The 22,060-nt window shown below is 67.0% G+C and carries 22 protein-coding genes; 4 read left to right on the plus strand and 18 right to left on the minus strand.

Annotated elements, in window-relative coordinates; all coding sequences use genetic code 11:
* Positions 1-17: 17 nt before the first annotated feature.
* The gene (locus tag AC1DYS_RS26935) at positions 18-962 is read left to right on the plus strand and encodes a CysB family HTH-type transcriptional regulator (protein ID WP_477904637.1); all 945 of its coding nucleotides are present in this window, start codon (positions 18-20) and stop codon (positions 960-962) included.
* A gap of 6 nt (positions 963-968) precedes the next feature.
* Here AC1DYS_RS26935 and AC1DYS_RS26940 read toward each other — a convergent pair whose 3' ends face one another.
* From AC1DYS_RS26940 to AC1DYS_RS26970, 7 genes are all read right to left on the minus strand, one after another.
* Positions 969-3,005, minus strand: a complete 2,037-nt coding sequence (locus AC1DYS_RS26940; RefSeq protein WP_477904638.1) for a S9 family peptidase — start codon at positions 3,003-3,005, stop codon at positions 969-971.
* A 9-nt stretch (positions 3,006-3,014) separates the two neighbouring features.
* A complete protein-coding gene (locus AC1DYS_RS26945; RefSeq protein ID WP_477904639.1) occupies positions 3,015-4,091 on the minus strand; it encodes a sulfate/molybdate ABC transporter ATP-binding protein in 1,077 nt (358 codons plus the stop codon).
* A 19-nt stretch (positions 4,092-4,110) separates the two neighbouring features.
* Positions 4,111-5,016: a sulfate ABC transporter permease subunit CysW gene (cysW, locus tag AC1DYS_RS26950; protein WP_477904640.1), complete on the minus strand. Its 906-nt coding sequence runs from the start codon at positions 5,014-5,016 to the stop codon at positions 4,111-4,113.
* On the minus strand, positions 5,016-5,858 hold the full coding sequence (cysT, locus tag AC1DYS_RS26955; RefSeq protein WP_477904641.1) for a sulfate ABC transporter permease subunit CysT: 843 nt from the start codon (positions 5,856-5,858) through the stop codon (positions 5,016-5,018). Before cysT ends, cysW begins: the two co-directional genes overlap by 1 nt.
* Before the next feature lie 28 nt (positions 5,859-5,886).
* Positions 5,887-6,918 carry a sulfate ABC transporter substrate-binding protein gene (locus AC1DYS_RS26960; protein ID WP_477904642.1) on the minus strand — a complete coding sequence of 344 codons (1,032 nt, stop codon included), beginning with the start codon at positions 6,916-6,918 and terminating at the stop codon, positions 5,887-5,889.
* Between the two features lie 85 nt (positions 6,919-7,003).
* Positions 7,004-7,162, minus strand: a complete 159-nt coding sequence (locus tag AC1DYS_RS26965; RefSeq protein WP_477904643.1) for a hypothetical protein — start codon at positions 7,160-7,162, stop codon at positions 7,004-7,006.
* Positions 7,163-7,176: 14 nt separating this feature from the next.
* Complete coding sequence (locus AC1DYS_RS26970; protein WP_477904644.1) at positions 7,177-8,190, minus strand: sulfate ABC transporter substrate-binding protein; 1,014 nt, start codon at positions 8,188-8,190, stop codon at positions 7,177-7,179.
* 257 nt (positions 8,191-8,447) lie between these two features.
* Between AC1DYS_RS26970 and AC1DYS_RS26975 the strand changes: the two genes are divergently transcribed.
* Both AC1DYS_RS26975 and AC1DYS_RS26980 read left to right on the plus strand, forming a co-directional pair.
* The gene (locus AC1DYS_RS26975; RefSeq protein ID WP_477904645.1) at positions 8,448-8,987 is read left to right on the plus strand and encodes a hypothetical protein; all 540 of its coding nucleotides are present in this window, start codon (positions 8,448-8,450) and stop codon (positions 8,985-8,987) included.
* A 19-nt stretch (positions 8,988-9,006) separates the two neighbouring features.
* Positions 9,007-9,477 carry a hypothetical protein gene (locus tag AC1DYS_RS26980; RefSeq protein ID WP_477904646.1) on the plus strand — a complete coding sequence of 157 codons (471 nt, stop codon included), beginning with the start codon at positions 9,007-9,009 and terminating at the stop codon, positions 9,475-9,477.
* 6 nt (positions 9,478-9,483) lie between these two features.
* Here the strand turns inward: AC1DYS_RS26980 and AC1DYS_RS26985 are convergent, their stop codons facing one another.
* The 5 genes from AC1DYS_RS26985 to AC1DYS_RS27005 are packed head-to-tail and all read right to left on the minus strand — an operon-like array spanning position 9,484 to position 14,410.
* Positions 9,484-10,398 carry an ATP-binding cassette domain-containing protein gene (locus tag AC1DYS_RS26985; protein WP_477904647.1) on the minus strand — a complete coding sequence of 305 codons (915 nt, stop codon included), beginning with the start codon at positions 10,396-10,398 and terminating at the stop codon, positions 9,484-9,486.
* A gap of 20 nt (positions 10,399-10,418) precedes the next feature.
* Positions 10,419-11,240 (minus strand): aliphatic sulfonate ABC transporter permease SsuC, encoded by an 822-nt coding sequence (gene ssuC / locus AC1DYS_RS26990; RefSeq protein WP_477904648.1) that lies wholly within the window; start codon positions 11,238-11,240, stop codon positions 10,419-10,421.
* A 2-nt stretch (positions 11,241-11,242) separates the two neighbouring features.
* Complete coding sequence (gene ssuD, locus AC1DYS_RS26995; RefSeq protein ID WP_477904649.1) at positions 11,243-12,412, minus strand: FMNH2-dependent alkanesulfonate monooxygenase; 1,170 nt, start codon at positions 12,410-12,412, stop codon at positions 11,243-11,245.
* Positions 12,413-12,422: 10 nt separating this feature from the next.
* Positions 12,423-13,421: a sulfonate ABC transporter substrate-binding protein gene (locus AC1DYS_RS27000; protein ID WP_477904650.1), complete on the minus strand. Its 999-nt coding sequence runs from the start codon at positions 13,419-13,421 to the stop codon at positions 12,423-12,425.
* Positions 13,422-13,426: 5 nt separating this feature from the next.
* Positions 13,427-14,410 carry a sulfonate ABC transporter substrate-binding protein gene (locus AC1DYS_RS27005; RefSeq protein ID WP_477904651.1) on the minus strand — a complete coding sequence of 328 codons (984 nt, stop codon included), beginning with the start codon at positions 14,408-14,410 and terminating at the stop codon, positions 13,427-13,429.
* Between the two features lie 232 nt (positions 14,411-14,642).
* Between AC1DYS_RS27005 and AC1DYS_RS27010 the strand changes: the two genes are divergently transcribed.
* Complete coding sequence (locus AC1DYS_RS27010; protein WP_477904652.1) at positions 14,643-16,076, plus strand: NAD-dependent succinate-semialdehyde dehydrogenase; 1,434 nt, start codon at positions 14,643-14,645, stop codon at positions 16,074-16,076.
* Positions 16,077-16,109: 33 nt separating this feature from the next.
* Here the strand turns inward: AC1DYS_RS27010 and AC1DYS_RS27015 are convergent, their stop codons facing one another.
* From AC1DYS_RS27015 to AC1DYS_RS27040, 6 genes are all read right to left on the minus strand, one after another.
* Complete coding sequence (locus AC1DYS_RS27015) at positions 16,110-16,952, minus strand: HpcH/HpaI aldolase/citrate lyase family protein (protein ID WP_477904653.1); 843 nt, start codon at positions 16,950-16,952, stop codon at positions 16,110-16,112.
* Positions 16,949-18,304, minus strand: a complete 1,356-nt coding sequence (locus AC1DYS_RS27020; protein ID WP_477904654.1) for an MmgE/PrpD family protein — start codon at positions 18,302-18,304, stop codon at positions 16,949-16,951. Before AC1DYS_RS27020 ends, AC1DYS_RS27015 begins: the two co-directional genes overlap by 4 nt.
* A 40-nt stretch (positions 18,305-18,344) precedes the next feature.
* Positions 18,345-19,505 (minus strand): acyl-CoA dehydrogenase family protein, encoded by a 1,161-nt coding sequence (locus tag AC1DYS_RS27025; protein WP_477904655.1) that lies wholly within the window; start codon positions 19,503-19,505, stop codon positions 18,345-18,347.
* A gap of 91 nt (positions 19,506-19,596) precedes the next feature.
* Complete coding sequence (locus AC1DYS_RS27030) at positions 19,597-20,457, minus strand: HTD2 family dehydratase (RefSeq protein ID WP_477904656.1); 861 nt, start codon at positions 20,455-20,457, stop codon at positions 19,597-19,599.
* A complete protein-coding gene (locus AC1DYS_RS27035; protein ID WP_477904657.1) occupies positions 20,457-21,632 on the minus strand; it encodes a thiolase family protein in 1,176 nt (391 codons plus the stop codon). The genes AC1DYS_RS27030 and AC1DYS_RS27035 overlap by 1 nt, the downstream gene beginning before the upstream one ends.
* Positions 21,629-22,039, minus strand: coding sequence for a Zn-ribbon domain-containing OB-fold protein (locus tag AC1DYS_RS27040; RefSeq protein WP_477904658.1), 411 nt, complete (start codon positions 22,037-22,039; stop codon positions 21,629-21,631). The genes AC1DYS_RS27035 and AC1DYS_RS27040 overlap by 4 nt, the downstream gene beginning before the upstream one ends.
* Positions 22,040-22,060: the final 21 nt, after the last annotated feature.

The raw sequence follows: 22,060 nt of genomic DNA on the forward strand, positions 1-22,060 counted from the left end.
GTTCTCATTCCAGCCCCATGAATTTCCAACAGTTGCGCTCCGTGCGCGAAGCCGTGCGCTGCGGGTTCAACCTCACCGAGGTGTCCAAGGTGCTGCACACCTCCCAGCCTGGCGTCAGCCGCCAGATCCGGGAGCTGGAAGAAGAGCTGGGCATCGACCTCTTCGTGCGCGCCGGCAAGCGCCTGACCTCGCTCACCGAAGTCGGCGTGCTGATCGTGCCCATCGTCGAGCGCATGCTCAACGACGCCGAGAACCTGAAGCGCGCCGGTGAAGAATTCACCCAGCAGGCCAACGGCCGCCTGTCGATCGCCGCCACGCACACCCAGGCACGCTACGCACTGCCGAGCGCCGTGCGCGATTTCCGCCAGCGCTACCCGCACGTCACGCTCAACCTGCACCAGGGGTCACCGAAAGAAGTGGCACAGATGCTGATCTCGGGTGAGGCCGACATCGGCATCGCCACCGAAGCACTGACGCAGTACGACACGCTCGTCGCCCTGCCCTGCTACCGCTGGACGCACAGCGTGATGGTGCCGCCGGGCCACCCCTTGCTCGATGGTCAGCCGCTCACGCTGGAGCGTCTGTCGCAGTTCCCCATCATCACCTACGGCCCGGGCTACACCGGCCGCCTGCACATCGACGAAGCCTTCGAGGCCGCCGGGCTGTCGTTCAACCTGGTGCTGACCGCGATGGACGCCGACGTGATCAAGACCTACGTCGAGCTCGGCCTGGGCGTGGGCATCATCGCGTCGATCGCCTTCGACGAAGACCGCGACCGCAGCCTGCGCGCGCTCGACGCGCGCCACCTGTTCGCCGTCAACCTCACCAAGCTGGCGGTGCGGCGCGGCAGCTTCTTGCGCAGCTACATCTACGACTTCATCGAGACCTTCGCCTCGCCGCTCAAGCGCGACGTGGTCGAGCGCGCAATGGCATTGCCACCCAGCGAGCGCATCGAAGCCTGAACGCTTTCAGTCGCGCACCTGCAGATGCCGGTCGAGAAAGGCTTCCAGCGCCTTGAAGAACTCGAGCCGGTGCGCGTACTGACTGAGGTGGTGGTCGCCGCCCTCCTGTTCGATGTAGCGGTAGGGCTTGCCCGCACGCTTCAGTGCCTTGGCCATGTCCCGGCTTTGGTCCACCGGCACCGAGCGGTCGGCCGTGCCATGGACCAGCAGCACCGGCACGCGAATGCGTTCGGCCTGACGCGCCGGCGAGGTGGCACGCAGTTGTTCACGGTCGCCCCAGGCTCGGCCGATCGTGCGTTCGGCCGCCTCGCGCCCACCGACGTAATTGCTTTCGTATTCGATCAGGTCGGGCAGGTCCGACACACCGGCAAAGCTCACCGCGCAGCGGTACAGGTCGGGCGTCTTCACCACCCCCATCAGGGCCGCGTAGCCGCCGTAGCTCGCACCGACGATGCACACGCGGTCCTTGTCGGCGAGGCCTTGCTGCGTGGCCCACAGCACCGCGTCGGTGAGGTCGTCCTGCATCTCCAGACCCCAGCGCTTCAAGCCAGCTGACTTGAAGTCGTGGCCGTAACCATCGGAGCCGCGGAAGTTGACCTGCAGCACCGCGTAGCCGCGGTCAGCCAGGAACTCCGTCCAGGTGTCGAAGTCCGCATCGTCGCGGCTTTCTGGCCCGCCATGCGGCAGCAGCACCAGCGGCAGCGCGGGGCCCTTGTCGGCCAGGCGGCGGCCCGCGGGCAAGGTCAGGTACGAGTTGAGTGCCAAGCCGTCGCGGGCTTGAATCTTGACGCTGTGCTTGCCGACCAGCCGTTCCACTTCGAGCTCTGGGTAGGTCTCCCCCAGCAAGGCCAGTTCACCCGTGCGGCGGTCGCCGATGTAGTACTGACCCGGCACGCCGTTGCCGCTGGAATAGACGACGTAGCGCTGTTCGTTGCGGCTGATGTCGAGCAGGCTGTTCTCGCGGCGGGGCAAGCCCTGATCGACTGCCCGCGCCTGCGCACGCCAGTTCGGCTCCCACAGCTCGGCCCGTGGGTCGTCGCCATTACCTCCATCACCGCCCCGCAGGCCCAGCACCTCGCCGGTGGCTGGCGAATGAACCAGTTCGCCTCCGACGTCGAATCGAGGGTTCGCCAGCCGCAGGCGGCGCGGAAGGGCTGGTTCATCGAGCCGCACCGAGAACACGGCCATGCGGCCCTCGTGATCCGCGCGCACGTACAACTCTTGAGGGTCGAGCCCGAAGCCCAGCGGCCAGACGGCATCCTTCAGGTCGTTGAAGGCCCACAGCGTGCGCCAGTTCTTGCCATCGGGATCGCAGGCACGAATCTCGTAGTCGCCATCGTTGTTGCGAATCCCTACCCGAACGCGGTGCTTCGCATCGGTGAGCCACCCGCGAATGTTGCGCTCGGCGCCTTTGATCGAGCCGCGCGAGCCGGTGTCCACGTTGACCTTGTAGACCGACGCCGACGCGTCGCCCGGTTCGGGCATCTGCAGCAGCACGTACTGGCCGTCTTCCGGCAGCCAGTCGATCACCTGATCCTGGATTTGCGATGACACACCGCCGCTCATGCTGCCGGCGACCGGCGCGTTGCGAGTCAGGTTGATCACCGCGCTGCCGTCTAAATTTACGGCCAGCAACCGCGTCTCGACCGTGCCGACGAAGTCGCGACGCGACGCAAACCGCACGCTGACCAGCAGGCGGTCATTGCGCACCCAGCCGGCCCACTTGAAGTTGAACTGAGTGTTGTCAGTCGTCAGCACGACCTTGGGCTTGCCACCCACCGTCGGGCGGGTGATCAGCAGCGTACGGCCTTGCTGGTTCATCAGCGCCGCAATCTGCTGGCCGTCGGGAGAGAGCCTGACCTGCTCCAGCAACGGCCGGCTGGCAAAGCGCTCCACCGGCTGGCGTGCTGCTGGCTGCAGCACGCCGGAAGCTGCGGCGGAGGTTGAGCTGGTGTTCTGTGCTGACACCGGCGCGAACCCGGTGAACAGCGTGATGGCGATCGCGATGCTGCCGACCGTGCGCAGCCCAATGCGTGGGTTCATGCGGCCGGATTAGATCATCGCGGCGGGGTCGATCAGCTCCGTTTGCGCACCGTTCGAGCCGGCCGAGAAGCGCGTGATGCGGCGCGGCTTCAGGTGCACCTTGCTGCCGGTGCGCAGGTCGAGCTTGTCGCGCAGCGCGGTGTAGTCGCTGCGCGCCATCTCCACGTCGACATAGCTGCCGTCGTCGTCGCGCTTGAACTCGATGCGCGTCTGTGGGCCTACGGTGAGCGCTTGAGACAGCGTCACCGCGAGCGTGCCGTCCGATGCGTCGGCCACGATCTCGAGTTCGTGCGGCCGCACGTAGCTCACGTCCGTCGGATCGGTGTTGCCGCCGGGTGCATGGCCGAAGCGGCCGTGGAACAGGTTCACGTCGCCGAGGAACTGCAGCACGAACGGCGTGGCCGGCCGGTCGTAGACCTCGTCTGGCGGCCCGTCCTGCTCGATGCGGCCGAGGTTCATCACCACCACGCGATCGGCCACTTCCATGGCCTCGTCCTGATCGTGCGTCACGAACACGCTGGTGATGTGCATCTCGTCGTGCAGGCGGCGCAACCAGCGGCGCAGCTCCTTTCGCACCTTGGCATCGAGTGCGCCGAAGGGCTCGTCGAGCAGCAGCACCTTGGGCTCCACGGCCAGCGCGCGTGCGAGCGCAATGCGCTGGCGTTGACCGCCCGAGAGCTGGTGCGGGAAGCGGTCGGCCAGCCAGTCGAGCTGCACCAGCTTCAACAGCGACATCACCTTCTCTTTGATCTGCTCTTCGCTCGGCCGCGTGGCTTTCGGGCGCACCCGCAGACCGAAGGCCACGTTCTCGAAGATGCTCATGTGGCCGAACAGCGCGTAGTGCTGGAACACGAAGCCGACGTTGCGGTCGCGCACGTCGTCGAAGGTCGCGTCGGCGCCGTGGAACAGCACCGAGCCCGAGTCAGGCCGCTCCAGGCCCGCGATGATGCGCAGCAGCGAGGTCTTGCCCGAGCCCGACGGGCCCAGCAACGCCACCAGCTCGCCCGACGGGATGTCGAGGTTCAGGTTGTCGCAAACCACGGTCTTGCCGAAGCTCTTGTTGAGGTTGCGGATCTCGATGCTCATGCCCAGCCTCTCATTCGTCTCATTCGTTCCGGCTCGACGCGTCGCGCTTCTGCGCCTTCACACGTTGCTCGACCAGGTACTTCAACACCAGCGTCACCAGCGCCAAGCCGGCGAGCAATGAAGCCACGGCAAACGCCGCAGCAAACTGGTACTCGTTGTAAAGAATCTCGATGTGCAGCGGCATGGTGTTGGTCTGCCCGCGGATGTGGCCCGACACAACCGACACCGCGCCGAACTCGCCCATCGCCCGCGCATTGCACAGGATCACGCCATACAGCAGCGCCCACTTCACGTTGGGCAGCGTCACGCGCCAGAAGATCTGCCAGCCCGAAGCCCCCAGCACGCGGGCAGCTTCTTCCTGCTCCAGGCCCTGCGCCTGCATCAGTGGAATGAGCTCGCGCGCGACGAACGGGAACGTCACGAACACCGTGGCCAGCACGATGCCGGGCAACGCGAAGATGACCTTCATGTCGTGGTCGCGCAGCCACTCGCCGAACCAGCCCTGCAGGCCGAAGATCAGCACGTAGATCAGGCCCGAGATCACCGGCGACACCGAGAACGGCAGGTCGATCAGCGTCAGCAGCACGTTCTTGCCGCGGAAGTCGAACTTCGCAATGCACCAGGCCGCCGCCACGCCGAACACCAGGTTCAGCGGCACCGACACAGCCGCGGCGATCAGTGTGAGCCAGATGGCCGAGCGCGCGTCGGCCTCCGTGATGGCGGCCAGGTAGACATCCAGGCCTTTCTTGAAGGCCTCGAAGAACACCGACACCAGCGGCACGAACAGGAACAGCGTGAGGAACGCCAGCGCGATGCCGATCAGCGTGCGGCGCACCCACGCCGGCTCGGCCGTGGCCGTCAGCGCGTTGCGCACCGGCACACGGCGTGCGCTCGGCGTGATGGAGGTTTCGATGACGCTGCTCATCAGCGACCCTGGCGCTTGCGCGTCCAGGCCTGCAACATGTTGATCGTCAGCAGCATCACGAAGGCCGCCACCAGCATCACCACCGCGATGGCGGTGGCGCCGGTGTAGTCGTACTGCTCCAGCTTGGTGATGATCAGGAGCGGCGTGATCTCCGACACCATCGGCATGTTGCCGGCGATGAAGATCACCGAGCCGTACTCACCGAGCGCGCGAGCGAAAGCAAGTGCAAAACCCGTCAGCAACGCCGGCGAGATGATCGGGAAAATCACGCGCGTGAAGGTTTGCCAGCGCGTGGCACCCAGCGTGGCGGCCGCTTCTTCCAGCTCCTTCTGCATGTCCTCCAGCACCGGCTGCAGCGTGCGCACCACGAACGGCAGCCCGATGAAGGTGAGCGCGACGAACACGCCCAGCGGCGTGAACGACACCTTGATGCCGACCTTCGCGAGGTACTGGCCGATCCAGCCGTTGCCGGCGTAAAGGGCGGTGAGTGCGATGCCGGCCACGGCGGTGGGCAAGGCAAACGGCAGGTCGACCAGCGCATCGATCACGCGCTTGAACGGGAACTCGTAGCGCACCAGCACCCACGCGACGATCAAGCCGAAGAACGAGTTCATCAGCGCCGCCGCGAACGAGGCGCCGAAGGTCAGCCGATACGAGGCCACCACGCGCGGCGTGGCCACGGCGTCCCAGAAGGCCGGCCAGGTCATCGTGAAAGTTTTCAGGAACGCGGCCGACAGCGGGATCAACACGACGAAGCTCAGGTAGAGCACCGTGAAGCCGAGGGCCAGGTCGAAGCCGGGCAGCACGCTGTGCCGCCGCAGCAAAGTGCGCGAAAGAAACATGACGGAGCGCCGCGACGGTCAGCGACGCTTATTTCTTCGCAGCAGCGAGGATCTGGTCGTAGATGGCGCCGTCGTCGAAGTGCTCCTTCTGCGCCTTGCTCCAGCCGCCAAAGGCTTCGTCGATGGTGAACAGGTTCACCTTCGGGAAGTCCTTCGAATACTTGGCCAGGATGGCCGCCGAACGCGGGCGCAGCTGGTGCTTGGCGGCAATCTCCTGCGCTTCGTCAGACCACAGGAACTTGAGATAGGCCTCGGCCTGCTTGCGCGTGCCCTTCTTGTCGACCACCTTGTCGATCACCGCGACCGGGTTTTCAGCCTGAATGCTCCACTTCGGGTACACCACGTCGAAGTTGTCGCCGAACTCGGCCTTGATCAGGTTGATCTCGCTCTCGAAGGTGCACAGTGCGTCGCCGATGTTGCGCTGCGCGAAGGTGGTGGTGGCAGCGCGGCCGCCGCCGTCGAACACCGGTACGTTGCCGAAGATCTTCTGCACCGTCTCACGCGTCTGCGCCGGCGTGGCACCACCCTTGATCAGCCCGCCCCAGGCGGCCACGTAGGTGTAGCGGCCGTTGCCGGTGATCTTGGGGTTGGGGATCACGACGCTGGTACCCGGCTTGGCCAGGTCGGCCCAGTCCTTGATGCCCTTGGGGTTGCCCTTGCGCACCAGGATCACGGTGGTCGAGGTGTTGGGCGCGCTGTTGTCCGGCAGGCGCTTGGCCCAATCGGCCGGCAGCAGTTTGCCCTTGCTGGCGATGGCATCGATGTCGCTCGACTGGTTCATCGTCACCACGTCGGCCTCGAGCCCGTCGATCACAGAACGGGCCTGCTTGCTGGAGCCGCCGTGCGACTGGTTGATCGTCAGCTCTTCACCCGTGCTGGCCTTCCAGCTCTTGATGAAGGCGGGGTTGATTTCCTTGTACAGCTCGCGCGCCACGTCGTAGCTCACGTTCAGCAGCGTCGGGCCGGCGGCCATGGCCGCCGGTGTGGCGCCCAGCAGAAGCGCGCTGGCGATCAGGCTCAGACCGAGACGGCGGGAAACGGGGCGGGCGGCATGAAACATGGCAAGAACCTGTGAGTCGCAGAGGCGCGGAGAGCGGATGCTAGGCCATTCCGTTACGTTGGGAAACGACTTGCTTGAAGGTTGCTTATTCAAATACCGAATAAAGCTGGCCGCAGCCGGGCGCCTTGCGCGAAGGCAGGCGCGGCGGTTTGTCGTCGCGCTGGCGGTGGTGAAGGGCTTGCTCGCGCAGTTCACGCAACTGCGTGACCACCGGCTCGATTCCTAGGTTCAGGCCGGTGGTCATGTTGCGGCCCCGGCTTACTTCTTGGAGTAGATCTGGTCGAACACACCGCCGTCGGCGAAGTGCGTTTTCTGCGCCTTGGTCCAGCCGCCAAACACCTCGTCGATGGTGAACAGCTTCACCGACGGGAAGTTCTTCGCGTACTTGGCTGCCACGGCGGGGTCGATCGGGCGATAGAAGTTGCGGGCGGCAATCTCCTGGCCTTCGGGGCTGTACAGGTACTCGAGGTACGCAGTGGCCACGTCACGCGTGCCGCGCTTGTCGACCACCTTGTCGACCACCGTCACCGGCGGCTCGGCCAGGATGCTGGTCGGCGGGTAGACGATGTCGAACTTGTCGGCACCGAACTCCTTCAGCGACAGATGAGCCTCGTTTTCCCAGGCCAGCAACACGTCGCCCTGGCCGCGTTCGGCGAAGGTCACGGTCGATCCGCGGGCGCCCGAGTCGAGCACCGGCACCTGCTCGAACAACTTGGTGATGAATTCCTTGGCCTTGGCGTCGTTGCCGCCGGGCTGCCTGAGCGCGTAACCGTACGCGGCCAGGTAGCCCCAGCGCGCGCCGCCCGAGGTCTTGGGGTTGGCGGTGATCACCGACACGCCCGGCTTGATCAGGTCGCCCCAATCCTTGATGCCCTTGGGGTTGCCCTTGCGCACCAGGAAGATGTAGGTCGAGGTGTAGGGCGAGCTGTTGTGCTTGAGGCGCCTTTGCCAATCGGGGGTGATCAGCTTGGCGCGGCTGGAGATCTCGTCGATGTCGTAGGCCAGCGCCAGCGTGGTCACGTCGGCGTCGATGCCGTCGATCACCGAGCGGGCCTGCTTGCCCGAACCGCCGTGCGACTGCTTCACCGTCACGGTGTCGCCGGTCTTGGCCTTCCAGTACTTGGCGAAAGCGACGTTGTAGTCCTGGTACAGCTCGCGGGTCGGGTCGTACGACACGTTGAGCAGGGTGATGTCTTTGGCCCAGGTGGCGCCGGCCGCCACGCCAAGGGCGGAAACCACCACGAGACTGCGCAGGGTGCGAGAGAGAGTCATGAGTCGTTCTTTCGTTGCAATACCGGGCCATGTGTGCCCCAAGGCTTCGCATGCTAGGGACGGCCGATCGAATAAAGAACAAATCAATCAACGGATGCTTACTCGTTATAAGACTTAGGCATTTGCCGAGCATGGATATGCGGCAAACGCGCATCGGAACAAACTTTCTTTACGTACGTCCAATGAATCCCCTGTCAACATCGCTCCGTGCGAAGCCGTTAAGCCATGGCGGCGATCTGACAAACCGAGGTGAAAACATGAGTTCTTCCATCGTTGGACTGAAAAGTGCCGCTGCACTGGGTGCCGCCGCCTGCCTGCTCGCGCTGGCCGGCTGCGCCGAGATGCCCACCGGCCCCACCGTCACAGTGATGCCCGGCCCGAACAAGCCTTTCGAGGTCTTTGTCGCCGACGACAAGCTGTGCCGCGACTGGGCGCTGAGCTCGTCGGGCAGCCAGAACGGCGACGCCGCGACCAACCGCTTCGCCGGCGCCACCGCCGCAGGGGTGGTGCTGGGCGCCGCGGCAGGCGCCCTCGCCGGCGGCAACCACAACGCGGTTGGCGTCGGCGCAGCCATTGGCGGCGTGACGGGTGCTGCCGTCGGCTCCGACCAGAGCCAGCGCACCGGCTACAGCTCGCAGCGGCGCTACGACATCGCCTACCAGCAGTGCATGTATGCCAAGGGCAACCAGATTCCGGGCCACTACGCGACGACGAGCTACCGCACCGCGCCGGCCCCTGTTCCGCGGACTGCACCGCAGCCGCCCGCCGGCATCCAGCCACCGCCGCCGGTCCAATGACATCCATCGGGAGCCGATCATGAACAACAGCTTGTCAAAAGGCCTGAGAGCCATCGTCATCGCCACCGCGGCGATGCTGGGGCTGGCCGCCCTCGGCGTCACCACCGTCGAAGCCCATCCGCGCACGCGCATCGGCGTGTGGGTCGGCGGGCCGTTCTGGTGGGGTCCCGGCCCGTACTACGGTTACAGCGGCTACGGTGGCTACCCCTACCCCTACGTCGTCGAGCGTCCGGTCATCGTTCAAGCCCCGGCCGAGCCGCTGGTGGTCGCGCCGAGTGCGGCGCAGCAGTCCAACACCTGGTACTACTGCCGCGACTCGCAGATGTATTACCCGCACGTGAGCACCTGTGCGTCGCCTTGGCAGGAAGTGCCAGCCGCGCCCGCGGCGAACTCAGCGCCGACGCCCGCTCCAGCGGCTGCGCCGGCCACCGCCCCGGCGCCGGTGCCGTCGTCATCCACCCGCGTGGGCACACCCGTCCCGACGCGCTGATCTCGTCTAGATCGCCCAGCGCACCAGGTGCGCCGGGTGAAGCTGCAGCGTGTCGTCCGGCGGCACGCTGTGCCCTTCGGGCTGCTGCAGCACGCGATCCAGAATGCGCTCTTCATAGGTAGCAACGGCCTGCCCGCGCGCACGCGGCCGCGGCAGCAACACCCGCTCGTCGAGCGCGATGCGGTGGTCTTCGATCAGTACCACGCGGTCGGCCAGCGCCACCGCCTCCGACACATCGTGCGTCACCAGCAGCGCCGTGAACCCGTGGCGCTGCCACAGGCGTTCGATCAGGCGGTGCATCTCGATGCGCGTGAGCGCGTCCAGCGCCCCGAGCGGTTCGTCGAGCAAGAGCAGGCGCGGCGTGTGCACCAGCGCACGTGCCAGGGCCACGCGCTGCCGTTGTCCGCCTGAGAGTACGGCCGGCCACTCCTTCGCGCGATCGGCCAGCCCCACCTGGGCCAGTGCTTCGCGGGCGCGCTCCTTCACATCCGGGCCGGTGAGGCCGAGGGCCACGTTGTCGAGCACGCGCTTCCAGGGCAGCAGGCGCGCGTCCTGAAACATGATGCGGATGTCGCTGTGGTGCGCCGATTGCGCGTCACCATCGAGCGTGATCTGCCCCGCATCCGCCGACTCCAGCCCGGCCAGCAGACGCAGCAGCGTGCTCTTGCCGCAGCCGCTGCGGCCGACGATGGCAATGAACTCGCCCGGCGCGATGTGCAGGTCGGTGTCGTGCAGCACGCGGCGGCCTGCATAGCCCTTGGTCAGGCCCACGGCGTTCACCTCGGCGCCACCGGTGCCCTTGCGCTCCGGCGTGCCGGCCTTGGCATGGGTCGCCCCGTGGGTCACCGAGAGTGGCGAACTGAAGGGCAACGCGATGCCCGCCAATGCCGCGCGCTGGATGTCGATGTTCTGCTGGCTCATGGAAAGGCTTCTCATTAATTTCAGGTCTTGGCGGCGACTTGGTAGCCCGGGTGCCAACGCAGCCACCAGCGCTCCAGGCCCTTGGCCAATAGATCGGCCAGCTTGCCGAGCAACGCGTAGAGCAGGATGCCCACCAGCACCACGTCGGTCTGCAGGAACTCACGCGCATTCATCGTCATGTAGCCGATGCCGGCCTGCGCCGAGATGGTCTCGGCCACGATCAGCAGCACCCAGGTCAGCCCCAGAGAGAACCGCACGCCGACCAGGATGGACGCCGTCGCACCCGGCAGGATCACCTGCGTGTAGAGCCGCCAGCCGCTCAGCCCGTAGCTGCGCGCCATCTCGATCAAGCCCTTGTCGACCGAGCGGATGCCGTGGAAGGTGTTCAGGTAGATCGGAAAGAACACACCCAGCGCCACCAAAAACAGCTTGGCCGACTCGTCGATGCCGAACCACAGGATGACCAGCGGAATCAACGCCAGCGCAGGGATGTTGCGCACCATCTGCAGCGTTGAATCGAGCAGCATCTCGGCCGGCCGGAAGGTGCCCGTCAGCAAGCCCAGCAAGAGACCGAGGCCACCGCCGATGGCGAAGCCCGCGGCCGCGCGCCAGGTGCTCGTCGCCACGTGCGTCCAGATCTCGCCCGATACGGTGAGCGACCAGAACGCCTTCAGCACCGCCCACGGCTCGGGCAGCACACGCGTCGACAGCCAACCGGCCTGCGACGAGATCTGCCACACCGCCAACACGAAGACCGGGAACAGCCACGGCAGCACGCGCTGCACCTGCGCATGCGCGGCGAAGCGCTTCAGTGGCGAATTCAAACCGATGGAGTTCGCCATGCTCAGCTCTGCGACACGCGCGGCACGTAGGTGTTGGCGACGACCTCGCCGAACGGCCCGGTGAGGTTGGCGCCGGCGAGCTTGTCCCGTAGCTTCAGCGGCAGCAGCGGGAACACCAGCTCGGCGAAGCGGTGCGCTTCTTCCAGGTGCGGGTAGCCCGACAGGATGAAGTACTCGAGCCCGAGGTCGGCGTATTCCTTGATGCGGTCGGCCACCTGCTGCGGGTTGCCCACCAGCGCCGTGCCGGCACCGCCGCGCACCAGGCCCACGCCGGCCCACAGGTTGGGCGACACCTCCAGGCCTTCGCGGATGTTGGCCTTGTTGAACTTGCCCTTGTTGAGCTCGGCCATGCGGCGCTGGCCCACCGAGTCCATCTCGCCGAACTTCTTCTGCGCAGCCGCCACCACCTTCTCGTCGAGGTGCGACACCAGCTCGCCGGCTGCGGCCCAGGCCTGCTCTTCGGTCTCGCGCACGATCACGTGCAGGCGGATGCCGAACTCCAGCGTGCGGCCGTACTTGGCGGCACGCTCGCGAATGTCGGCCACCTTCGCGGCCACGGCCGCGGGCGGCTCGCCCCAGGTGAGGTAGGTGTCGAGCTGCTGTGCTGCGAGCTCGTGCGCTTCTTCCGACGAGCCGCCGAAGAACACCGGCGGGTACGGCTTGTTGATCGGCGGGTAAAGCACCTTGCCGCCCTTCACGCTCAGGTGCTTGCCTTCGAAGTCGAAGTCTTCGGCGTCATGGCTCTTGGCCAGCAGCTCGCGCCAGATGGTGAGGAACTCCGTCGACTGCTTGTAGCGCTCGGCATGCGGCAGGAAGAGGCCGTCGCCTTCCAGCTCGCCCGCGTCACCACCGGTCACCAGGTTCACCAGCAGCCGCCCGCCCGACATGCGGTCGAAGGTGGCCGCCATGCGCGCCGATTGCGAGGGCTGCACCAGCCCCGGCCGCAGCGCGACCAGAAACTTCAGCTGCTTGGTCGCGTCGATCAGGCTCGATGCCACCACCCACGAGTCTTCGCAGGAGCGGCCTGTCGGCAACAGCACGCCTTCGTAGCCCAGGCTGTCGGCCGCGATGGCGATCTGCTTGAAGTACTCGAAGCTCGTGGTGCGCGCGCCGAGGCTGGTGCCGAGGTAGCGCGAGTCGCCGTGGGTGGGAATGAACCAGAGAATTTTCATGATGGGCGGTCTACTTCTGCGCGAGTGATTGCTTGGATGCCAGTTGTGCAGCCTTCGGCTGCCACACGATCTCGGCCACCTTCACGGGGCGCGGGATCAAATCGAGTTGATGGAACGCATCGGCCACGCGCTGCTGGTCGGCCACGATCTGCGCGCTGATCGGTCCGACCGGCGACTTCGGCCGGCGCGAGATGAAGAGGTGCACCGTGGCCAGGCTGAGCCCGCTGAAATCGGCCACCAGCTGCGCGGCCTCCTTGCGGTTGCTCTGCACATAGGCATCAGCGCGCGTGAGTTCCTCGAACAGCGCGGTCAGCACCTGCGGGTGCTTCTCGGTGAACGGGCGCGACGCCAGGTAGAACGAGCTGTTGCCCGACAAGCCCTCACCGGTCGTCAGCAAGCGAGGCTTCTGCGCCAGCTCGATCGCCGCATAAAACGGGTCCCAGATCACCCACGCATCGACCGCGCCTTTCTCGAAGGCGGCACGTGCTTCAGCCGGAGCCAGGTAGATGGGCGTGATGTCGCCCCACTTCAGGTTGCCCTTCTCGAGCGCACGCACCAGCAGGTAATGCGCGCTCGATCCCTTCTGCAGCGCAACGCGCTTGCCCTTCAGATCGGCCAGCGTGCGCAGCTTCGAGTCTTGCTGCACGACGATGGCCGAGCTCAGCGGCTTCGACGGCTCGGCACCCACGTAAAGCAGATCCTTGCCGGCCGCCTGCGCGAACACGGGCGGCGAGTCGCCGGTGAGGCCGAAGTCCAGCGCACCGACCGACAAAGCCTCGAGCAACTGCGGCCCGGCCGGGAACTCGATCCACTGCACCTTGGTGTTAGGGAAGCGCTTCTCCAGCACGCCTTGCTGCTTGACGACCACGAGGTTGACGGCAGCCTTCTGGAAGCCGATGCGAAGCTGGGCCGGGTCATTCGAGGCCTGCGCCCAGGCACCCGCCGGCAAGGCGAGCGCCAACGCGGCACCCACAACCAAGCTGCTGAACTGGCGGCGTGTCGCACCCATGGCGATCAACGCGCTGCGGTCAGCGTGGCCGGCAAGGCATCGGACACCTTGATGGCCTTGGGAATCAGCTTCAGCTCGAAGAAGGCATCAGCAATCTTTTGCTGGTCGGCGGCCACCTTGGCCGAGATCGGCTGAATGCCGTACGCAAAGCGGCTCGCCGCCACCTCGGTGACGCCAAGATCGAGCCCGATCTGCGGCGCGAGGAACTTGGCCACATCAGACGGGTTCTTCGTGGCCCAGGCGTCGAGCCTGGCCAGCTCGTCGATGATGGCCTGCACGACCTGCGGGCTCTTCTCCGCATAGTTGCGCGAGGCCAGGTAGAACTGGTGGTTCGCGACGAGACCCGTGCCGTCGGCCAGGATGCGTGCGCCCAGCTGCTTCTCGGCGGCCGCGAAGAACGGGTCCCAGATCACCCACGCATCGACCGCGCCTTTCTCGAAGGCTGCCCGCGCATCGGCCGGCGCCAGGTAAACGGTCTGGATCTCGCTGTACTTGACGTTCGCTTTCTCCAGTGCCTTCACCAGCAGGAAGTGAACGTTCGAGCCCTTGTTGAACGCGACCTTCTTACCCTTCAGGTCGGCCACTGTCTTGAGCGGCGAATCCTTGGGCACGAGGATGGCCTCGGCCTTGGGCGCAGGCGGCTGGTTGGCCACGTAGACGAGGTCGGCACCGGCAGCCTGCGCAAAGATGGGCGGCGCTTCGCCGACGGTGCCGAAGTCGATCGAGCCGACGTTCAGGCCTTCGAGCAGCACCGGGCCGGCAGGGAACTCCGTCCACTTGACCTCGATGCCTTGCGGCGCCAAGCGCTTCTCCAGGTCACCGCGCGCCTTCAGCAGCGTCAGCGTGCCGTACTTCTGGTAGCCGATGCGCAGTTGCCCCTTGGCCTGTGCCCGCGTCAGCGAACTCACGCCTGCGAGCGACAGGCCTGCCGCCGAAGCGGCCGCGGTGACGAGTGCCTTGCGGCGCGATGAATCGATGGCGTGCGTCATGGAATCCGGGCTCCCTAGCTGTTGAGTCCCGAACAGTAAGCAGTGCCTTGTCTGTTGAGAACGAAGCAAATCGGCTTTGCTTGGTCAGAAACCAAATACCGGCGCATGGCCTTGCGGCGTTCCAGAGTGCGGAATGGCCTCGCCCATGCGCCGTCACTCGATCGGCCTCAAAATGTGGCCTTCGGTGCTGCGTTCGCATGCACCACCCCATTCAGCCAGCTCAAGGAACCCCATGTATTCAGATGTCTCCCTCTTCATCGACGGCGAGTGGACTGCCGGCACCAGCGGCAAGAGCGAACCCATCGTCAACCCCGCCACCGGCAAAGTGCTGGCCCGCCTGGCGCACGCCGGCCGCGACGACCTCGACCGCGCGCTCGCCGCGGCCGACAAGGGATTCAAGCAATGGAAGGCCGTCTCGCCGTACGACCGCTACAAGGTGCTGCGCAAGGCCGCCGAGCTGATGCGCCAGCGCGCCGACGAGATCGCCGAGCTGATGACGCTCGAGCAAGGCAAGCCGCTGGCCGAATCGAAGATGGAAGCCACGGCCGCCGGCGACATCATCGACTGGTTCGCCGAAGAAGCGCGCCGCACCTACGGCCAGATCATCCCGGCACGCGCCGACGGCGTGAGCCAGCTCGTGACGCGCGAGCCCGTGGGCCCGGTGGCCGCGTTCACGCCGTGGAACTTCCCGATCAACCAGGCCGTGCGCAAGGTCTCGGCCGCGCTGGCCGCCGGCTGCTCCGTCATCCTGAAGGGGCCGGAAGAAACGCCCGCCAGCTGCGCCGCGCTGATCCGCGCGTACGCCGATGCCGGCGTGCCGGCCGGTGTGCTGAACCTGGTGTTCGGTGTACCGTCCGAGATCTCTGAATACCTGATCCCGCACCCGGTTATCCGCAAGATCACCTTCACCGGCTCCACGCCGGTGGGCAAGAAGCTCGCGGCACTCGCCGGCCAGCACATGAAGCGCATCACGATGGAGCTCGGCGGCCACGCTCCGGCCATCGTGTTCGACGATGCCGACGTGGCCGTCGCCGCGAAGATGCTGGCCTCGGCCAAGTTCCGCAATGCCGGGCAGGTGTGCGTGTCGCCCACGCGCTTCCTGGTGCACGAGTCGGTGTACGCCAAGTTCGTCGACGGCTTCGTTGCCACCACCTCGGGCATCAAGGTCGGTGACGGCCTGGTCAAAGAGACGCGCATGGGCCCGCTCGCCAACAGCCGCCGCGTCGAGGCGATGCAGATGTTCGTCGACGACGCTGTGGCCAAGGGCGCCAAGCTCGCATTCGGCGGCAAGCGCATCGGCACCGAAGGCAACTTCTTCGAGCCCACCGTGCTGACCGACGTGCCGGCCAACGCGCGCATCCTGAGCGAAGAGCCCTTCGGCCCCATCGCGCCCATCGTGCCGTTCAGCAGCTTCGACGAGGTCATCGCCGAAGCCAACCGCCTGCCTTTCGGCCTGGCGGCGTACGCCTTCACCAAGTCGCTGAAGACGGCTTCCGCCTTGGGCGCGCAGATCGAAAGCGGCATGCTCTCGATCAACCACTTCGGCTTGGCCCTGCCCGAGGTGCCGTTCGGCGGCATCAAGGACTCGGGCTACGGCACCGAAGGCGGCAGCGAAGCGATCAACGCGTACCTGAACAGCAAGTTCGTGACGCAGGTCGGGCTGTAAGAGAAGCGGCCCCCGCCACGGGGGCCGTAGCGTTCAGCGCGCCTGGTCCAGCAGGGCTTGCGCGCGCAGGATCACGGGGCGGTCGACCATCGCTCCATCGAGTGCCACGGCGGCGCCTCCCGCTGCATCCGCAGCGGCGATCACGCGCCGCGCCCAGTCGAGCTGGGCCGCCGTGGGTGCGAAGGCCGCATGCACCGGCGTGATCTGCTTGGGGTGAATGCACAGCTTGGCACCGAAGCCCAGACGGCGTGCGCGCAGCGCTTCGGTGTGGATCAGTGCAGCGTCGTCGAGCACGATGCTGACGCCATCCACCGGCGCGGCCAGCAAGGCCAAACGCGAATACAGCACCAGCTGCGAACGGAAGAAGAGCAGCTCTTCGCCTTCGCCGTCGATGCCGAGGTCATGCTGAAAGTCGATGCTGCCGAACACCAGGCGCTGCACGGCGGGTGCCCGCGCCAGTTCCAGCGCAGCAGCGAAGCCCACAGCCGTTTCGATCAGCGGCAAGAGCGCCACGCCGGGCAGCGCTTGGGCCAGCCGGGCCAGATCGTCCACCCGCTCGCTCTTGGGCAGCACCACCGCGTGCACGCCGTGGCGGCAGGCGTCGACATCGGCCGCGTGCTGCGGTGTGCCGACGGCGTTGATGCGCACCACGATCTGCGGTGACGCCGCGGCCGTACGCGCGCTCAGCCAACTCACCACCGCCTGTCGAGCAGCTTCTTTCGCGGCGACCGGCACGGCGTCTTCCAGGTCGAGGATCACCGCATCGGCCCCCGAGGCCAGCGCCTTGTCGAAACGCTCGGGGCGGTCGCCGGGGACGAACAGGTAGCTGCGCGGTAGCGGCGTGCTGGTGTTCGAAGCGCCCAGGGTGCCGTTCATCCCAGCAGGCGCTCCACGCGCGCCCAGTCGGCCAGTTGCCACACGCGCTCGATCAGCGCCTGCATCTCGGCCTCGCTGGCGCCACGCCCATAGGCCGCGAGCTGCTGCGCCTTGGCTTCGATCTCGTCGCGGCTCAGCGTGTTGCCGGGGTCGCCCTTGGGCTCGTCGACACGGCCGTGCAGCGTGCGGCCGTCGGTGGTGAGCACGTCCACCTTGCCGATCCAGCGCTGCGGGTAGGCACCGTCGACCTCGGCGTCCAGGCGCATGTGCACCTTGCCGCGCACTGCCACCACACGCGGGTCGCGGTAGTGGGCGTCGAATTCACTCAGGCCGGCGCGGTCGAATACCGCGACCAGCCCGAGCACCGTGCCCATCGAGAACTTGCTCTGGTGCACGGTCTGCGGGTCGACCACCGGGCCGAGCACGTCGATGGCGCCCTGGTGCACGTGGGCCGTCACGCGCTCGATGTCCTCGGCCTTCAGGCCCTGCGTGCGCATCACCTGCTGCAGCGCATCAGCGGCCGGGTGGGTGTGGCGGCACGATGCGTGGAACTTGAACGAGGTCTCAGCCAGTGCCCAGCGTTGGCCGAGCCGGTCGGTCAGCTTCGCCGGGTCGGCGTCGGTCGACATGCCGGCGGCCAGCCCTTGCGGGCCTTCGAGAATGCGCTGTGCGCCGGTGAAGCCGTCGCGCGCCAGGTAGGCGGCCATCAGCCCATCGGCGGCGGCCTTGGCCGTGTGCAGCTGCTTCGAATCGGCCGCGTCGCGCAAGAACTCCCACAGCCCCGCCGACTGGGTGCCGGCCGAGCCGAAGGCGTGCAGCATCTGCGCGGCGTCCAGCCCCAGCAGCCGGCCCACGGCAGCCGCAGCGGCCAGCGTGCCGGCGGTGGCCGTGGTGTGGAAGATCTTGTAGTGCGAGCGCCCGAGGAACTCGCCCACGCGGATGCCCACTTCATAACCAGCCACAGAGGCCGCAAGCAGATCGCGACCCGACGCCCCGAGGGCCTGCGCCACCGCCAGCACCGGCGGGAACACCACCGCCGCAGGGTGGAACACCGAGCCGTTGTGCACGTCGTCCTGCTCGGCGACATGCGAGGCAGCGGCGTTCACCATCGCTGCAAACAGCGGGCTGCTGCGCGTGCGCGAGATCAGCAGCTCGCTCGGCCCATCGGCCGGGCCCATCGCGCGCGCGAAGGTGGCGATGCTTTCCACCGGCCGTGCGCCCTTGCCGGCCAGCACCGAACCGAGCCAGTCGAGAAACAGGTCTTCGGTGCGGCGCAGCACCGCGGCCGGGATGTCGTCGAAGCGCAGGCCGGCCGCGAACTCGGCGAGCACCTTGCTGGGGTGATTGCTCATCTCAATGGCTCCATGTCACTTCGGCGTTAGTCATTCACGCTCAGAACGAGCGCGGCAGCCCGAGCACATGCTCGGCCACGTAGCTCAGGATCAGGTTGGTGGAGATCGGCGCCACCTGGTACAGCCGGGTCTCGCGGAACTTGCGCTCCACGTCGTATTCGCTGGCGAAGCCGAAGCCGCCGTGGAACTGCAGGCATGCGTTGGCCGCCTCCCAGCTCGCCTTGGCGGCCAGGTACTTGGCCATGTTGGCCTGCGCGCCGCAAGGCTGGCGGGCGTCGAACAGGCGGCAGGCTTCCCAGCGCATCAGGCTCGCGGCCTCGATCTCGATATGGGCCTCCGCAATCGGGAACTGCACGCCCTGGTTCTGGCCGATGGGCCGCCCGAAGACCACGCGGTCTTTCACGTAGGCGGTGATGCGGTCGATGAACCAGTGGCCGTCGCCGATGCACTCGGCCGCGATCAGCGTGCGCTCGGCGTTCAGCCCGTCGAGGATGTACTTGAAGCCCCGCCCTTCTTCGCCGATCAGGTTCTCGGCGGGGATCTCCAGGTTCTCGAAGAACAGCTCGTTGGTCTCGTGGTTGACCATGTTGCGGATGGGCCGCACTTCCATGCCTTTGCCGATGGCCTGCTTCAGGTCGACCATGAAGATCGACATGCCCTCGGACTTCTTCTTCACGTCGGCCAGCGGCGTGGTGCGCGCCAGCAGGATCATGAAGTCGGAATGCTGCACGCGCGAGATCCACACCTTCTGGCCGTTGATGACGTAGCGGCCGTCTTTCTTCACCGCCGTGGTCTTGATGCGCGTGGTGTCGGTGCCGGTGGTGGGCTCGGTCACCCCCATCGACTGCAGCCGCCATTCGCCGCTCGCAATGCGCGGCAGGTAGTGCTGCTTCTGCTGCTCCGAGCCGTGACGCAGCAGCGTGCCCATGTTGTACATCTGGCCATGGCAGGCGCCCGAGTTGCCGCCGGCATGGTTGATCTCTTCCATGATGACCGAGGCTTCGGCCAGGCCCAGGCCCGAGCCGCCGTACTCCTGCGGAATGAGCGCGGCCAGCCAGCCGGCACGCGTGAGCGCGTCGACGAAGGCCTCGGGATAGGCGCGCTCCTCGTCCACCTTGCGGTGGTATTCGTCCGGGAACTCGGCGCACAGCGAACGCACGGCGTCGCGGATGTCTTGGTAGTTGTCTTGAGCGTGTTTCATGGTCGGTGGTGTTCAGTGGCGCCCGGCCGCGCGAAGGCACTGACCGCCCCTTCGGGGGGCAGGAGCGAAGCGACGTGGGGGTTGTTTCATTTCAGGCCATCTCGGCGGTGGCGGTCATCGCAAGAAAGCCTTCGTGGTCACGCGCCCACAGCTGCACGCCGTGCTCGCCCTCGGGCTGGCCGTGCACGGAGAAGGCGTGCAGGTCGAAGATCGGCCGCACCGCCTTGAAGGCGAAGTGCGTCACGCGGGCCTGCGGGCGCTCGCGGCGCAGCAGGTCCATCAACAGCGTGGCGATCAACGGGCCATGCACCACGAGGCCGGGGTAGCCCTCGGCCTCGGTGACGTAGGAGCGGTCGTAGTGGATGCGGTGGCTGTTGAAGGTGAGTGCCGAGTAGCGAAACAGCAGCACCGGGTCGGGCACCATGCTGCGCGAGAACGCACCGCCGGCCGGTGCTGGCTGGGGCGGCGGCATCGGCGCGCCGGGCCGCGGCGCCTCGCGGTAGACGATGTCGTGCTCTTCCTCGATGGCCACGCCGCCAGCGGTGCGGATCTCGTGCTGCACCGTCACGAACACCAGCTCGCCCGACTGGCCCTGCTTGCTGCTGATGCGGGTGATGCGCGAGACGCGTTCGATCGCGTCGCCAGCGCGCACCGGCTGGTGAAAGCGCAAGCGCCCCCCCGCCCACATGCGCCGCGGCAGCGGCACCGGCGGCAAGAAGCCGCCCAGCTTGGCGTGCCCGTCGGGGCCGAGCTCGCTGTGGCGGTGCTGCGGCAAGAAGTACAGCCAGTGCCACAGCGGCGGCAGCGCATCGCCCTCGCGCGGCGGAGCGTCATCACGGTCAAGCGTGGCCGACATTGCGGCGATGGGTGCGAGCGTGGCGGTGTCGTGCCGCGTCTCGCTGCGGCCGATCCAATCGGCATAGGGAGTGCTGCTCACAGCGCTGCCCTGCATCACAGCACCTCGGCCAGGCCGAGCACGGCGGTCGACTGGCTCGACAGCGTGCCGCCGTTGCCATGCGCGAGCGCCGTCTTCACACCCGCCACCTGGCGCTCGCCGCCCTCGCCGCGCAGCTGCCGCACCGCCTCGATCAGCGCAAAGATGCCGTACATACCGGGGTGCACGCACGAGAGGCCGCCACCATTGGTGTTGACCGGCAACCGGCCACCGGGGCCGATGGCGCCGCCTTCGACGAACGCACCGCCCTCCCCCTTGGCGCAGAAGCCCAGGTCTTCCAGGAACAACAGCACGTTGATGGTGAAGGCGTCGTAGAGCTGCACCACGTCGATGTCTTTCGGGCTCAGCCCCGCCATCGCGAACGCGGCACGGCCAGAGTCGCGCGCGGCCGTCGCCGTGAGATCGTGCATCGATGAGATCTGGCGGTTCCACACCGCCGTGCCGTTGCCCAGCACGTACACCGGCGTGCGCGGCAGGTCGCGCGCGTGGTCGGCACGCACCAGCACGTAGGCACCGCCGCCGTCGGTCACGAGGCAGCTGTCGCGCACGGTCAGCGGGTCGCACACCATGCGGGCGCCCAGCACGTCGTCGATCGACAGCGGCCCGCGCATGAAGGCCTCGGGGTTGCGCTGTGCCCATGCGCGCGCGGCCACCGCCACCTCGGCCAGCTGCCGACGCGTCGTGCCGAACTCGTGCATGTGCCGCGAGGCCGCCAGCGCATAGGCCGACAGCGGCTGCATCGGCTCGTAAGGCGACTCGTAAGGCTGCGGGTCAAGGAAGCGGCGGCTGGCCACCACTTCGCGCCGGCCGAAGGTGGCGCTGCGCTGCGCGCTGCCGTAGCACACCAGCACGGCCTTGCACTGGCCCGACTGCAAGGCGTGCATAGCGGGCAGCAGGTGCGCGATGAAGCTGGAGCCGCCGATCATGGTGCTGTCGATGTAGCTCGGGCGGATGCCGAGGTACTCGACCACCGGCATCGCCCACATCGTGGCGCCGCCGCTGGCCGTGCACAGGCCGTCGATGTCGCTCATCTTCAGGCCGGCATCGGCCACCGCGGCGCGTGCCGCGTTGGCGAGCAGCTCCATGTCGGTGTAGCCGGGCGCCTCGCCGCAACCGAAGGTCGCCACGCCGGCAATGGCGGCGCTGCCGCGCAGGGATCTGAGATCGCTCATGCGCGCGCTCCTTCCACCGCCACGGCATCGAACACCACCATCCCCTGGTCGCCTTGCTGCACCACGCGCGCCTGAACGCGCTGGCCGATGCGAACCTCGCTGCTGGGCAGGCCGTCGACGCGGCTCATCAGGCGCACGCCTTCGTCCAGGTCGATCAGCGAGACGTTGTAGTCGCCACCGGCTTCGGGCTTGCGGCGCACCGTGGTCACGGCGTACACCGTGCCGCTGCCTGCGGGCTCCACCCACGCCAGCTCGCCGTGGCCGCAGTGCGGGCACAGCTCGCGTGGGAAGTAGACGGCCTTGCCGCAGCTGCTGCAGCGCTGGATCAGGAAGCGGCCTTCGTTCAAGGCGGCCTGGTGGCGCGCAAGCACGCCGCCTTGCGGGTCGATGGGGAGAGGAGTTGTCATAGCGGGGTCGGTTGTGGATGG

This window comes from Rhizobacter sp. P2_G4, from assembly GCF_056403575.1.